A 12,442-nucleotide genomic window follows, 5' to 3' on the forward strand; every position below is an offset into this window, starting at 1 on the left:
GCGGGCCGGTCGCCGAGGAGGATCGTGGGCATGGCCGTGGGCATGAGCACGAGCAAGAGCGCGTTGAAGTGGCAGGGCTGGCTGGTGGGTCTGGTGACCCTGGCGGGCCTGCTGGTTTTCGCCCCGCTGGGGTTGTACGTGTGGGCCAGCGGCGGCGGCGGTCAGCGGGAGGCGGCGCCCCGGCCGGCGCTGGAGTACGTACGGGTCACGGGGTGCCGCGTCGAGCCGGCGGGCCGGAGGGTCACGGCGACGGTGGAGGCCACGGGCCGCGCGGAGGGGGCGGGCGCGTACGTCGTCACGGTGGAGTTCCGCGACCGGGCCGCCGCGGAGGCGGGGGGCCGTCGGGCGCAGTCCCTGGTGAAGATCCCGGGGGTCGCCCCGGGCGCGACGGAGTACGCGGAGGTCCTGGGCCCGGTCTGGCCGCCGTCGACGACCCCCTGGTGCGGGGCCGCCGCCGCGGAGTTCACCGCCGCGAGATGACCCCGCCGAGCGGGCAATCCGGCCGTTCTCGGCTGACGGCAGCAGCCGAATCCAGCCTCGCCGGCGATTGAGGCGCGGGGTCTGGGGCGGAGCCCCAGGGGGCCCGGGCGGGTGCGGGCGCGCGGTATGGGTGCGGGCACAGCAGGGGCCCGCTGGTTCCGCCGAGCCCCCCCGCAGGGGCGTGGCGCCCGGTCCGGAGCCTCCGCGGCCCCGGACCGGGGCCGTCAGAGGGCGCCGGCCAGGTCCTGGGACTCCAGCACGGCGGCGTGCGCGTCCATCCGCTCGGCGGCGAGGATCGCGACGGTGGTGTCGGCGCGGGACGCGGCGACGAGGAGCGCGCGGGCCGCGAGGTCGTGCGCGCGCTGGTGCAGCGCCAAAGAGCCCTCCGCGGCGCCCTGCGGGGCCCGCGTCGGCTCGGCGCCGCGCAGCCGCGTCACCTGGGCGGCGATCTCCGCGGCGCTCTCGGCGAGCCCGAGCTCGTCGGTCACGGCGAGCAGCGCCGCCAGGTGTCCGGCGAGCTGGATGTCCAGCGCCTCGGAGCGGCTGCGCTGCGGGTAGTCCGTGGTGCTTTCGGCGGCGGCGCCCATGCGGTGGACGACCGACGACTTCGTGCGGATCGGCTCGTACATGAGGTGGCCTCCTGCGTTGTCAGGAGACCATCCTACATTGGATCCGTTCTAAAGTTGAGCTCAATCCTGTTGATCGATTGAGTGCGTTCCGTTCCGCTCCGTTCCGTCCCCCGTCGGTGACCGGCGGTTCTCCCTACGGCTGGCTGTAGCCGTCGAGGAACTTCCCGATCCGCGTCACCGCGTCCGCCAGGTCCACCGCGTTCGGCAGCGTCACGATGCGGAAGTGGTCGGGCTCGGGCCAGTTGAAGCCCGTGCCGTGCACGACCATGATCTTCTCGGCCCGCAGCAGGTCCAGGACCATCTGCCGGTCGTCCTTGATCTTGTAGACCGACGGGTCCAGTCGCGGGAACGCGTACAGCGCGCCCTTCGGCTTCACGCACGTCACGCCCGGGATCTGGGTGAGCAGGTCGTACGCGACGTTGCGCTGCTCCAGGATCCGCCCGCCCGGCAGCACCAGGTCCTCGATCGACTGCCGGCCGCCGAGGGCGGTGGCGATGGCGTGCTGCGAGGGCATGTTGGCGCACAGGCGCATGTTCGCCAGGATCGTGAGGCCCTCGATGTACGAGGCGGCGTGCTTCTTCGGGCCGCAGACGGCCATCCAGCCGGCCCGGTAGCCCGCGACGCGGTAGTTCTTGGAGAGCCCGTTGAAGGTCAGGCACAGCAGGTCCGGCGCGATGGCGGCCGTGTTCGTGTGCGTGGTTCCGTCGTACAGGATCCGGTCGTAGATCTCGTCGGAGCAGACGACCAGGTTGTGGCGGCGGGCGATGTCCGTGAGCCCGCGCAGCATCTCGTCGTCGTAGACGGCGCCGGTCGGGTTGTTCGGGTTGATGATCACGATCGCGCGCGTGCGATCGGTGACCTTGCGCTCGATGTCGGCGAGGTCGGGCATCCAGTCGGACTGCTCGTCGCACCGGTAGTGCACGGCCGTGCCGCCGGCCAGCGAGACGGAGGCGGTCCACAGCGGGTAGTCCGGGGCGGGGACGAGGACCTCGTCGCCGTCGTCGAGCAGCGCCTGCATCGACATCTGGATCAGCTCGGAGACCCCGTTGCCGAGGTAGATGTCCTCGACGTCCAGCTCGATGCCCTTGGTCTGGTAGTGCTGCATGACCGCGCGGCGCGCGGAGAGCAGCCCCTTCGCGTCCCCGTAGCCGTGGGCGCTGCCCAGGTTGCGGAGCATGTCCTCGAGGATCTCCGGCGGGCACTCGAAGCCGAAGGCCGCGGGGTTGCCGGTGTTGAGCTTGAGGATGCGATGACCTGCCGCTTCGAGCCGCATCGCCTCTTCGAGGACGGGTCCGCGGATCTCGTAGCAGACATTGGCGAGTTTCGTTGACTGGATCACCTGCATGACGGGAGCTTACGGGGTCCCGCCGACGGCCCGCTGGGTCATTTAGGCCGAACGCGAAGGGGGGATATGTCCCATTTCGCGCGATGGGCGGGTGGCAGTGCCGCCCGCCCTTGGAATCCGGGGCGGGCCCCCGTTTCGGCCTGCGGAATGGGTGTGGGCGGCCGGAGCGGCGGCGCGCGATGTTGCGCTCGTCACCTCGGGGTCCGACGAGCTCGCCGAAGAGGGGATGCCCGTGCCGATGAGGACCGGCGCCGTGGTGATCGTCGGCTCGTCCGGCAGGCCCCGCGGAGGAAGGTCAGGCCGGGGCGGGCCCGCACTCCGACGATCGAGTCGGTGGCGGCTCGATCGGAGTGCGGGCGACGGGGTGGTGTTCTAGCGTCGGAAGGGCGGGGGTGATCGATGCGTCGAGCCGGTCGCCCCCAGGAGTGCCTGCTCCGCGCCGCCCCCGCCCGTGGTCCGGCGTACTCGCGGACCGCGCGACCGAGCGAGAGAGCAGGTGCGTCCGTATGCGTCCGTCGGCCCGTATCCCCAGCATCCTTGCCGGCCTGGCCCTCGCCGCCGGCGGCGCGTTCTTCGCCGCCCCGGCCGCCTCCGCCAACGTCCAGCAGTGCGAGCAGAGCGTCATGTCGCACGGCAAGCCGGCCACGGCCGATGTCGCGCAGGCGTGCTACGAGGGCTCCATCGGCAACCAGACCAGCTGCGTTTCGAGCCTCCAGGCGGCCGGCGTCTCCGCGAACGACGCCAACTCGGCCTGCCGCGCGTCCCGCTAGACCGTCCCCGGCCGTTGTCAGTGGGCGCGGCTAGCGTGAGGGGATGAAGCCGCTCAGGATCATCGCCGGGGACGCGACCAGTCCGCAGGCCAAGGGGCCCAAGATCATTGCCCATGTGTGCAACGACCTCGGAGGGTGGGGCAAGGGGTTCGTGCTCGCCGTTTCGAAGCGGTGGCCCGAGCCCGAGAACGCCTTCCGGACGTGGCACCGGGGGCGCAGCGGGAACGACTTCGGGCTGGGGGCCGTGCAGTTGGTGCGGGTCAAGCCCGACGTGTGGGTCGCCAACATGATCGGGCAGCGCGGGATACGCACCGGCAGCGGCGGGCCGCCGATACGTTACGACGCCGTGGAGCGGTGCCTCGCCGCCCTGGCGGAGCATGCCGTCGAGCTCGGGGCCAGTGTGCACATGCCCCGCATCGGGTGCGGGCTCGCCGGCGGCACGTGGGCGCGGATCGAGCCGCTGATCACCGATCGGTTGTGCGCGCGGGACGTGGAGGTCACCGTCTACGACCACGCCTAGTGCCGTGAACGTCTCCGGTCACGACAGGCCTAGCGCGGCGCCGTGTCGTCGGCCGGGAAGGCCGGGCCGTGGCCCGGGACGATCACGTCCGTGGCGGCGAGGACGCGGAGGCGGGAGCCGAGCAGGACGTCGTGGTCCGGGGCGACCGGGTCGTCGACCGGGCCGTTGGGCCGCCACCACAGGTCGCCCACGAAGGCGACGGTGCCCTGCGCCGTCCCGGCGAGGAGGGTGATGTCCTCGGGGCTGTGGCCGGGGGTGCGGATGAGCCGGAGGGACGGGGTGAGTTCGTGGCCCTCCGCATCGCGGTCGGTCCACTGGTCGGCCTCGTAGACGGCCTTGTGGTCGTGGACCCGAGCCCGACCGAAGAGGCCGACGTTCATGGTGTTGTCCGGGTGGTGGTGGCTGAGGACGACGTCCGTGATGTCGTCGGGGCCGAGGCCCAGTTCCGCGAGCGGGCCGAGTATGCGGTCGCGGCTCGCCACCATGCCCGGGTCGACGATCACGTGCCGGTCGCCGTCGGTGACGTAGGAGACGGTGGCGGCCACCCCGGGGCCGGTGGAGAGGGTGTAGCCGGTGGTCAGGATCGTGTAGGTCGCGGTGCGGCCGAGCGGCGCGTCGGTCCCTGCGGCGGCCTGCGCGGTGGTCTGCGTGCTGGTCTGCGTGTTCGTCATGTCCTCGATCCTGGTCGGGCGAGGAGCCGTTCACGAGTGGCACTGCTGCCAGTGATCGCGGGAATCGTGCCAGCCCCGTCACGGTGCCCGGGAGCGGCGGTGGCAGACTCCCCGCATGGCCCCCTTCACCTCCGTCGCCGCCTACGCCCCACCCGGGGTCGGCATGCTCGCCGTCGGGATCGTCGCCGAGGTGTTCGGGGTGCGCGGGGCGGGGTTCCCGCGGTTCGACTTCGGGTTGTGCACCGAGCGGCCCGGGTCGGTGCCCACCGACGTCGGGGTGCCGGTCGCCGTCGAACACGGGCTGGAGCGGCTGGCCGACGCCGATCTCGTGATCGCGCTGCCGTGGGCCGACTTCCGTACGCCGCCCCCTCCCGCCGTGCTCGACGCGCTGTCGGCCGCGCACGCGCGGGGCGCGCTGGTCGCCGCCCACTGCGTCGGGGCGTTCGCGCTGGCCGCCGCCGGGCTGCTCGACGGGCGGCGGGCCACCACCCACTGGCGGTTCGCCGGGCTGCTGGCCGACCGCCACCCGGACGTCGCCGTCGAGGCCGAGGCCCTCTACGTCGACGAGGGCCGGATCGCGACGGGCGCGGGCGCGGCGGCGGGGTTCGACCTCTGCCTGCACCTGCTGCGGCGCGAGCACGGGGCCGCGACGGCGAACGCCATCGCGCGCGACCTCGTACTGCCCTCGCACCGTGACGGCGGGCAGGCCCAGTACCTGGCCGCCCCCGTTCCCGCCGACTGCCAGGACGAGCGGCTGTCCGAGGTGCTGGCCTGGACCCGCGAGCACCTCGACGAGCCGCTGCCCGTCGCGGAGTTGGCCCGGCGCGCCATGATGAGCAAGCGGTCCTTCGCCCGCCGCTTCGCCGCCGCCACCGGCACCACCCCGCACGCCTGGCTGCTGAACCTGCGCCTCGGCGGCGCCGAGGAGCTGCTGGAGACCACCGACCTGCCGGTGGAGGAGATCGCCCGCCGGGTCGGCTTCGGGAGCGCGGCCGTGCTGCGCGAGCAGTTCGTACGCCGCCGGGGCGTGCCGCCCCGCGTCTACCGCCGCTCCTTCACCCGGATTCCGTCCGACGGGCCGGGCACACGTCGAAGTGACTGACCCGGCAGGTGTCCGACGGGAGGGAGGCGCCCAGGTTCACGGCGGTGCCGTCGCCCGCGATGCGCCAGCGTCGACCGGCCGGTACGAGGTGGCAGGGCCGCTCGCCGGGCTGCACGAGGAGCCACTTGCCCCGGACCGTCCTGTGCCAGAACGCGGCCTCGCCGCACAGCCGGCACACGGCGGGCCGGCCCTCCCGCTGTGGCTGTGACTGCGGCTGCCGGACCACGGTCACGAGGGCGTCGGCCAGGACCTTGGCGAGGAGGAACGGGCCGTCGCCGCCGCGCCCCTGCTGCTCCTGCCTGCGGGTGTTCGTGTTCAACCATCCCCCCTTACCGCCCCGTTGTTAGCGGATGGAGGGACGGTCGCGCCGGCCATCGGCCGAGGAATGACCCGAACGAGTGGCGGCCTAGCGTTCCAGGATCACCAGCGGGATCTCTCGGGCCGTCCGTGCCTGGTCGTCGTCGTACGGGGGCCACAGGCCGGCCATCATCGGCCAGTACGTGTCGCGCTCCTCTGGCGTGGCGGTGCGCGCCGTGGCCGTGAGGAGCATGGCGCCGACCTGGACGTGGACCTCCGGGTGGGCGGTGAGGTTCCGGTACCAGGCGGGATGCTCCGGGGCGCCGTATCCGGCGGCCACGACGATCAGCCGGTCCACGTCCTCGCCGTAGATCAGCGGGGTCCGGGCGGTGCGGCCGGTGGCGCGGTCGAGGGTCGTGAGCAGGAGGGTCGGGACCCCGTGCCACAGGTGCCCGTCGATGCCCGCCGTCGTCACGTACGCGCGGACGTGGTCGAGGCGCGGGCCGGGGGGCGGGTCCGAGGGGTGGTCCCAGTCGATGTCGAGTGTGTGCATTCACCTGTCCTTAGCATTCCGGCCCCCGGGCGGCTAACGAGCAGTAACGATTCTGGATGCGGTCGGCGCGTACCGCACGCCCGCGCGCCGGGCCGACCCGTCCGAAGTGCGTTCATGGACGGTCGGCCGGAGTATGGGGCCAGGGGAACCCGTAGGAGGTACGCGATGGTCAGTGAACCCGACGAGCAGCCCACACGGTCGGACCGGCTCTTCACGGGCGGGGAACGGCCGTACGACCCCGAAGACCTCGTGATGGCGACAGGCCACGACCCGACTCCGGAGCGCGTCGAGAAGGCGCGCCAGCTCATGGAGAAGGAGGGTCCGCAGGTCATCGAGCGGTACCTGCCGTAGTCCCGGCGGCAGCGGTCACGGTCGCTGCCCCGCACAGCCAGGCCGACCCCGTCCCGGAACCCCGGGCACGGGGCCGCCGGGTGTGCGGGGGCCGCAAAGGGGGGCCGGGTCCGGAAGGACGATCCGTGGCGCCGGGCCGCCGGGCCGCCGTGGCGCCGGGCCGCCGGGCCGCCGGGCCGACAGGTCAGCTCGTCAGCGTCGCCGCCGCGCCCAGCGTGATCAGCAGGCCGCAGATCCCCAGGTTCACGACCCTGTGCTCCCAGAACACCGCGACGAACTCGCGGATGGTCGCGCTCGGCCAGTAGTACCTCGCCGTGGGCGAGCCCAGGACCTGCCCGTTCACCCCGGCCTTGCGGGCCAGCATCGCCGCCCGGAAGGCGTGGAAGTCGTTGGTGACCACCACGCACCGGTAGGCCGGGTCCTGCGCCGCCATGATCTCCCGGCTGAACCGCATGTTCTCCTCGGTCGTCGTGGACCGGTCCTCCGGCGTGACGTGCTCCGCCGGGACGCCCCGCGCGATCAGCCAGTCCGCCATCGCCCGCGCCTCGGCGACCTTCTCGTCCGAGCCCTTGCCGCCCGAGGGCAGCATCATCGGCGGGCGGCCGCCCCGGGCCACCTGGGCCTCGTAGATCTCCTGTCCCTTGCGCAGCCGCGAGGCGAGCAGCGGCGGTACCCGGTCCCCGCAGATCAGCCCCGCGCCGAGCATGACCACGTGGTCGACGTCGCCGCGCACCGTGATGCGGCCGTAGAGGAAGGCGTAGCCGAGGAAGCAGAGGAAGAGGAAGGCGACGTAGGCGACGATCACGGTGAGCGTGCCCACGATGCCGTCGAGGACGTGCGAGCCGGCCCTGCGGACGACGAACAGCAGCGCGGTCATCCCGAAGATCCCGAGCCCGGCGAGCAGCGAGAGCAGGTTGGCGGGGCGGCCGCCCTCCCTGCGGATCATGGTCACGCCGTTGGCCACGAGGAAGACGCCGAGCGCCAGGGTGCCGAGCGTGGGCACGGCGAAGACGATCAGGACGATGGGGTACGCGACCCAGCCCGGCAGCCGGTCCACCTGGAGGAGCAGGCCGAGCGAGAGGGAAATGAAGGTCAGCCCGAACAGCACGGCGTTGCGGAAGCGGCGGCGGTCCTCCCGTGCGCTGATGGCGAAGGCCAGGAAGAACACGGCGGCGAGGGCGAAGGCGACCATGCCGACCATCGTAAATGTCAGATATGCGTACGGGTTTCAGCGGTTCGGGGCCGGGCCGCGCGGGGCCGTGCGCCGCACCGAGCGCCCCGCCAGGACGTCCGTGCGGCGCCCGTCGCGCATCACGAACCGGCCGTCGATCAGCACGTGCGGAATGCCGGTCGGCAGCACCCGCGGGTTCTCGTAGGTGGCACCGGCCGCGACGGTGTCCGGGTCGAAGAGGACGAGGTCGGCGCGGAAGCCCTCCCGCACCAGCCCCCGGTCGGGCAGCCGCAGGCGCGCCGCCGGGCGCCCGGCCAGGTGCGCCACGCACTCCTCCAGCGACAGGAGCCCCAGCTCGCGGACGTAGTGGCCGAGGTAGTGAGGGAAGGTGCCGTAGGCGCGCGGGTGCGGTTTCGCGCCCCGGAGGATGCCGTCGGAGCCGCCGGTGTGGGCGCGATGGCGCATGATCGCCCGGACGTTCTCCTCGTGGCCCACGTGCTGGAGGATCGTCGGCGCGAGCCGGTCGTCGAGCAGCAGCCGCCGGGCGGCGTCCCAGCCGTCCAGGCGCCGGCCGACGTACGCCGCCGCCAGCGCGGGATCGGTCACCCCCGAGATCTCGATCGTCGCCCAGTCGACCGGCACCCCGTGGCAGCCGTCCGCCCCCTCCACCTCCAGCGCGCGGCGGATCCGTTCGGCCTCGGCGTCGTCGCGCAGCCGGGCCAGGACCGCCTCGGGGCCGCCCTCGTTCGCCCAGCTCGGCAGCAGCGCCACGAGGGTGGTGCAGCCGGGGGTGTAGGGATAGCTGTCGAGGGTGATGTCGACGCCCTCGGCCAGGGCCGCGTCGAGCAGGGCCAGCAACTCGGGGGCCCGGCCCTCGTTCTCGCCGAAGTTCATGGTGGCGTGCGCGAGGTGCAGGGCGCAGCCCGCCTCCCGGGCCAGCGCGACCATCTCGGCGTAGGCGGCGAGCGCGCCGTGCCCGTACGAGCGGTGGTGCGGGCAGTAGTAGCCGCCGTACGAGGCCACCACCCGGCACAGCTCGGCCAGTTCGGCACCGGAGGCGTACATGCCGGGGGTGTAGGTCAGCCCGGAGGACATCCCGACGGCGCCCTGTTCGAGGCCCTCGGCGACCAGCGAGCGCATCCGGTCCAGTTCCACCACGCCCGCCGGGCGGTCGTCCCAGCCGAGGACGTGGGCGCGGACGGTGCCCTGCGGCACCAGGTACGCGGCGTTGACCGCGCAGCCCTGACCGCCGTGGGCCCGGTCCAGCCGGTCGAGGTACCCGCCGACCGTGCGCCAGTCGAAGTCGACGTCGTCCCCGGGCCCGTTCCAGCCGGCGATGGCGGCCCGCACCTCGCCGAGGGTGCGGTCGTCGACGGGCGCGTACGACAGGCCGTCCTGGCCGAGGACTTCGAGGGTCACGCCCTGCGCGGCCTTCGCGCTGTGATCCGGGTCGCGCAGCAGCGCGAGGTCGCTGTGGGCGTGCATGTCGACGAAGCCGGGCGCGAGGGCGAGCCCGTACGCGTCGACGGTCCTGCGCCCGCCGCCGGGCAGGGACCCGATCTCGACGATCCGCCCCTCGTGGACGCCGACGTCGGCCGTGTACGGGGGCCCGCCCGTGCCGTCGACGACGCGGGCCCCGCGTATGACCAGGTCCACCCGGCGCCCCTAGAAGAAGGTGCGGACGAAATCGGTGACGGTGCCGTCGGCCTCCACCACCGGGATCAGCGGCCACTTCTCGAAGATGGTGCACGGGTGGGACATCCCCAGCGCCACCCAGTCGCCGACCTGCACGTCGTCGGCCGACGCGGTCTCCAACCAGGCGTGCTGGTCGGACAGCTTCACCACCCGCACGCCGGTGGCGGGGCGCTCCTCGCCGGTGAGTTCGTCCCGGACCAGCTCGGCCTCGGGCAGGCCGAGGTCGTAGGCGATGTCGCGCTTGCCGGCGTTGACGAACGCCTGGGTGGGGGAGGGCCGGGAGACCACCTGGGTCCACAGCCGGAACGCGGGGCGCAGCCCGCCCTCTTCGGGGTGCCGGTTGAAGGGGGTCAGGCCCTTGTACCAGCCGTGGTCGTGGGAGACGTACGCCCCGGAGCGCAGCAACTTCAGCACGGGGCGGGAGAGCTCGGGGATCTCGGCGAACACGTCGGCGACGGCGTCGAACCAGGAGGAGCCGCCGGCGCTGACGACGATCTCGTCCAGGTCGGCGGCGAACAGACCGGCCTTGTCGAACTCGACGGCGAGGGCGGTGAGCCGGCGCAGGTAGGCGTGCACGCGCTCGGGGTCGGCGTCGGGCACCTCGGCCTCGTAGCCGCCCATGCCGACGAGGCGCAGCGTGCGGGTGGCGGAGACGGCCTCGGCGACGGCCCGGCAGTCGTTGTCGCTGCGGGCCCCGGTGCGGGCGCCCTCGCCGGCACCGAGTTCGACGACGACGTCGATCCGGGCCGGCGCGTCGCGCAGGGCCCGGTCCATGAGGTGGACCCCGCGCACGGAGTCGACGTAGCAGACGAAGCGGAAGTCGGGGTCGCTGGCGAGCTCACCGGCGACCCAGCGCAGGGCGGCGGGATCGACGAGCTCGTTGGCGAGGAAGATCCGCTGGATGCCGAAGGCGCGGTAGACGCGGGCCTGGTGGGGGACGGCGGCGGTGATCCCCCAGGCGCCGTGGTCGAGCTGACGGTTGAACAGCTGCGGGGACATGCAGGTCTTGCCGTGCGGCGCGAAGGCGAGGTCGTGCCGGGCGGCGTAGGCGCCGAGGGCGGCGAGGTTGTGCTCCAGCGCGTCGGCGTCGAGGGTGAGCACGGGGGTGGTGAACCCGCCGGTGTGGATCCCGCGCCGCTGCCGCGCGAGCTCCCCGACGGTGAGGCGGGCCGCCTGGGCGTCCGGGGGGAGACCCTTGAACCGGTGGTCGACCGGCTCGTCGGCGAGCTGCTTGACGGGGTCGCTGTCCATGCGGGGGCCTCCCGGGGGGGTGCTGGGGGTTGCACGTGCTGCAACGGTCGTTGCGTGTACCGCTGCACGCTGTCTAACATCCCGCATGACGACGGGTCAACGCACCGCCGCCGGGGGTTTGTGCCCCGACCCGCGTGCGCGGCCGGTGTCGCCTCCGGCGGCGCCTCAATCGCCGGCGGGGCTGGATTTGGCCGCAGGGGTTCGCCCCCGGGGCCAAGACCTGTCGCACCTGGCGGTCGGAAGGGCCGAAACCGGCTGCACTTGGCGGACTGCAGCGGCGAAATCCGGCCCCTCCGGCGTTTGAGGAGCGGGTCTGGGCGGAGCCCAGGGTGCCGCGCAGCGGCATCTCGGCCGTGGCGGCGCCCTGCCGGGGCAACGGCCGCTCGGGGTCTGGGGCGGAGCCCCGGGGAGGGAGGACGAGGGATGAGTCAGTCCGTGGAGCGGGCGCTCGCGGTGCTGCCGCTGCTCGCGAAGGGCCCCGCCGGCCTCACCCCGGTGGCAGCGGCGCTGGGCGTCCACAAGAGCACCGCCCTCCGCCTCCTGCGCACCCTGCAGGCGCACGGCCTGGTCCACCGCCAGCCCTCCGACGGCCGCTACCGCCTCGGCGCACAGCTCTTCGCCCTGGCCGCCGAGGCCATCGAGAACCTCGACGTCAGGGACATCGCGCACCCCCACCTCGTCGAGCTGAACCACGCCACCGGCCACACCGTGCACCTCGCCCTCCACCAGGACGACGAGGTCGTCTACATCGACAAGGTCGACAGCCGCTACCCGGTCCGCATGTACTCCCGCATAGGCCGGCCCGTGCCCCTCACCGTCGCCGCCGTCGCCAAGCTGCTCCTCGCCGACCTCCCCGAAGCCGAGCGCCGCGCCCTCGCGGACCGGATCGACTACCCCCGCTACACCGCCCGCTCCACCCCGGACGCCCCCGCGTTCCTCCGCGAGCTGGACCTCGTACGGGAACAGGGCTGGGCCACCGACCTCGGCGGGCACGAGGAGTCCCTCAACTGCCTGGGGGCACCCGTGCACGGGCCGGACGGGCGGGTCGTGGCCGCGCTGTCCGTGTCGGCGCCCAACGTGGTGATCGACGCCGAAGGCCTGCTGGAACTGCTGCCGCTCGTGCTCCGTACCGCGGGAGCCATCAGCCGGGACTACTCAGGAGACTCAGGAGAGACCGCATGACGGACAGGACCGAGAAGGTCGGGATCACGCCCGCCACCCACACCACCCCGCCCGCGAAGTTCTCGCACGGCGTCCGCAAGGGCAACATCCTCCAGGTCGCCGGCCAGGTCGGCTTCCTCCCGCACGTGGACGGGCAGCCGCCCACCCCCGCCGGGCCCACGCTGCGCGAGCAGACGCTCCAGACCCTGGAGAACGTCCGCTCCGTGCTGGAGGCCGGCGGCGCGGGCTGGGACGACGTGATGATGATCCGCGTCTACCTCACCGACACCGACCACTTCGCCGAGATGAACGGCATCTACGACACCTACTTCGAGGAGCAGGGCCTGAAGGAGGCCCCCGCCGCCCGCACCACCGTGTACGTCGGGCTGCCCGCCGGGCTGCTCGTCGAGATCGACGCCCTCGCCGTCCTGGGCTGAGACGGGCAA

Annotated in this window: 15 protein-coding genes; 7 read left to right on the top strand and 8 right to left on the bottom strand. The window is 73.2% G+C overall.

Annotated features, from left to right (window positions below; all coding sequences use genetic code 11):
* Positions 1-42: 42 nt before the first annotated feature.
* Entirely contained in the window at positions 43-480 is a 438-nt protein-coding gene (locus tag ACFYZL_RS02820) for a hypothetical protein (RefSeq protein ID WP_384751167.1), read from the top strand.
* A gap of 224 nt (positions 481-704) precedes the next feature.
* Here ACFYZL_RS02820 and ACFYZL_RS02825 read toward each other — a convergent pair whose 3' ends face one another.
* Positions 705-1,109 (bottom strand): hypothetical protein, encoded by a 405-nt coding sequence (locus ACFYZL_RS02825; RefSeq protein ID WP_388675431.1) that lies wholly within the window; start codon positions 1,107-1,109, stop codon positions 705-707.
* 133 nt (positions 1,110-1,242) lie between these two features.
* Entirely contained in the window at positions 1,243-2,454 is a 1,212-nt protein-coding gene (locus ACFYZL_RS02830) for a pyridoxal phosphate-dependent aminotransferase (protein WP_384587597.1), read from the bottom strand.
* A 506-nt stretch (positions 2,455-2,960) separates the two neighbouring features.
* Between ACFYZL_RS02830 and ACFYZL_RS02835 the strand changes: the two genes are divergently transcribed.
* On the top strand, positions 2,961-3,224 hold the full coding sequence (locus tag ACFYZL_RS02835; protein WP_384743290.1) for a hypothetical protein: 264 nt from the start codon (positions 2,961-2,963) through the stop codon (positions 3,222-3,224).
* A 43-nt stretch (positions 3,225-3,267) separates the two neighbouring features.
* A complete protein-coding gene (locus tag ACFYZL_RS02840; RefSeq protein ID WP_384743288.1) occupies positions 3,268-3,744 on the top strand; it encodes a macro domain-containing protein in 477 nt (158 codons plus the stop codon).
* A gap of 29 nt (positions 3,745-3,773) precedes the next feature.
* Here ACFYZL_RS02840 and ACFYZL_RS02845 read toward each other — a convergent pair whose 3' ends face one another.
* The gene (locus ACFYZL_RS02845) at positions 3,774-4,415 is read right to left on the bottom strand and encodes an MBL fold metallo-hydrolase (protein ID WP_384743285.1); all 642 of its coding nucleotides are present in this window, start codon (positions 4,413-4,415) and stop codon (positions 3,774-3,776) included.
* Positions 4,416-4,530: 115 nt separating this feature from the next.
* On the opposite strand from ACFYZL_RS02845, the gene ACFYZL_RS02850 reads away from it, so the two are divergent.
* Positions 4,531-5,517, top strand: a complete 987-nt coding sequence (locus ACFYZL_RS02850; protein ID WP_384743283.1) for a GlxA family transcriptional regulator — start codon at positions 4,531-4,533, stop codon at positions 5,515-5,517.
* Here the strand turns inward: ACFYZL_RS02850 and ACFYZL_RS02855 are convergent.
* Together ACFYZL_RS02855 and ACFYZL_RS02860 are read right to left on the bottom strand one after the other, a co-directional pair.
* Positions 5,471-5,836 carry a DUF6083 domain-containing protein gene (locus ACFYZL_RS02855; RefSeq protein WP_384743280.1) on the bottom strand — a complete coding sequence of 122 codons (366 nt, stop codon included), beginning with the start codon at positions 5,834-5,836 and terminating at the stop codon, positions 5,471-5,473. The two genes, ACFYZL_RS02850 and ACFYZL_RS02855, sit on opposite strands and share 47 nt — an antisense overlap.
* Positions 5,837-5,923: 87 nt before the next feature.
* Complete coding sequence (locus ACFYZL_RS02860) at positions 5,924-6,367, bottom strand: nitroreductase family deazaflavin-dependent oxidoreductase (RefSeq protein WP_384743278.1); 444 nt, start codon at positions 6,365-6,367, stop codon at positions 5,924-5,926.
* Between the two features lie 165 nt (positions 6,368-6,532).
* Here ACFYZL_RS02860 and ACFYZL_RS02865 point away from each other — a divergent pair, with 165 nt between their 5' ends.
* Positions 6,533-6,718 (top strand): hypothetical protein, encoded by a 186-nt coding sequence (locus ACFYZL_RS02865; protein ID WP_384587624.1) that lies wholly within the window; start codon positions 6,533-6,535, stop codon positions 6,716-6,718.
* 184 nt (positions 6,719-6,902) lie between these two features.
* On the opposite strand, the gene ACFYZL_RS02870 is transcribed toward ACFYZL_RS02865, so the two are convergent.
* The 3 genes from ACFYZL_RS02870 to ACFYZL_RS02880 are packed head-to-tail and all read right to left on the bottom strand — an operon-like array spanning position 6,903 to position 10,835.
* Entirely contained in the window at positions 6,903-7,910 is a 1,008-nt protein-coding gene (locus tag ACFYZL_RS02870; RefSeq protein WP_384743276.1) for a YdcF family protein, read from the bottom strand.
* A 36-nt stretch (positions 7,911-7,946) separates the two neighbouring features.
* Positions 7,947-9,545 (bottom strand): amidohydrolase family protein, encoded by a 1,599-nt coding sequence (locus tag ACFYZL_RS02875; protein ID WP_388675439.1) that lies wholly within the window; start codon positions 9,543-9,545, stop codon positions 7,947-7,949.
* Between the two features lie 9 nt (positions 9,546-9,554).
* Complete coding sequence (locus ACFYZL_RS02880) at positions 9,555-10,835, bottom strand: amino acid deaminase (RefSeq protein ID WP_388675442.1); 1,281 nt, start codon at positions 10,833-10,835, stop codon at positions 9,555-9,557.
* Positions 10,836-11,258: 423 nt separating this feature from the next.
* On the opposite strand from ACFYZL_RS02880, the gene ACFYZL_RS02885 reads away from it, so the two are divergent.
* On the top strand, positions 11,259-12,017 hold the full coding sequence (locus ACFYZL_RS02885; protein ID WP_384743268.1) for an IclR family transcriptional regulator: 759 nt from the start codon (positions 11,259-11,261) through the stop codon (positions 12,015-12,017).
* The gene (locus tag ACFYZL_RS02890; protein WP_384743266.1) at positions 12,014-12,433 is read left to right on the top strand and encodes a RidA family protein; all 420 of its coding nucleotides are present in this window, start codon (positions 12,014-12,016) and stop codon (positions 12,431-12,433) included. The genes ACFYZL_RS02885 and ACFYZL_RS02890 overlap by 4 nt, the downstream gene beginning before the upstream one ends.
* Positions 12,434-12,442 lie beyond the last annotated feature (9 nt).

The sequence above is a fragment of the Streptomyces sp. NPDC001717 genome, from assembly GCF_042892775.1.
Classification (GTDB): Bacteria; Actinomycetota; Actinomycetes; order Streptomycetales; family Streptomycetaceae; genus Streptomyces.

What these genes read in the sequence shown, in the direction of transcription:
- ACFYZL_RS02830 (WP_384587597.1), bottom strand. Translation starts at nt 2,454, where the DNA reads ATGCAGGTGATCCAGTCAACGAAACTCGCCAATGTCTGCTACGAGATC.
- ACFYZL_RS02825 (WP_388675431.1), bottom strand. Translation starts at nt 1,109, where the DNA reads ATGTACGAGCCGATCCGCACGAAGTCGTCGGTCGTCCACCGCATGGGC.
- ACFYZL_RS02885 (WP_384743268.1), top strand. Translation starts at nt 11,259, where the DNA reads ATGAGTCAGTCCGTGGAGCGGGCGCTCGCGGTGCTGCCGCTGCTCGCG.
- ACFYZL_RS02890 (WP_384743266.1), top strand. Translation starts at nt 12,014, where the DNA reads ATGACGGACAGGACCGAGAAGGTCGGGATCACGCCCGCCACCCACACC.
- ACFYZL_RS02870 (WP_384743276.1), bottom strand. Translation starts at nt 7,910, where the DNA reads ATGGTCGCCTTCGCCCTCGCCGCCGTGTTCTTCCTGGCCTTCGCCATC.
- ACFYZL_RS02865 (WP_384587624.1), top strand. Translation starts at nt 6,533, where the DNA reads ATGGTCAGTGAACCCGACGAGCAGCCCACACGGTCGGACCGGCTCTTC.
- ACFYZL_RS02850 (WP_384743283.1), top strand. Translation starts at nt 4,531, where the DNA reads ATGGCCCCCTTCACCTCCGTCGCCGCCTACGCCCCACCCGGGGTCGGC.
- ACFYZL_RS02845 (WP_384743285.1), bottom strand. Translation starts at nt 4,415, where the DNA reads ATGACGAACACGCAGACCAGCACGCAGACCACCGCGCAGGCCGCCGCA.
- ACFYZL_RS02880 (WP_388675442.1), bottom strand. Translation starts at nt 10,835, where the DNA reads ATGGACAGCGACCCCGTCAAGCAGCTCGCCGACGAGCCGGTCGACCAC.
- ACFYZL_RS02820 (WP_384751167.1), top strand. Translation starts at nt 43, where the DNA reads ATGAGCACGAGCAAGAGCGCGTTGAAGTGGCAGGGCTGGCTGGTGGGT.
- ACFYZL_RS02860 (WP_384743278.1), bottom strand. Translation starts at nt 6,367, where the DNA reads ATGCACACACTCGACATCGACTGGGACCACCCCTCGGACCCGCCCCCC.
- ACFYZL_RS02840 (WP_384743288.1), top strand. Translation starts at nt 3,268, where the DNA reads ATGAAGCCGCTCAGGATCATCGCCGGGGACGCGACCAGTCCGCAGGCC.
- ACFYZL_RS02835 (WP_384743290.1), top strand. Translation starts at nt 2,961, where the DNA reads ATGCGTCCGTCGGCCCGTATCCCCAGCATCCTTGCCGGCCTGGCCCTC.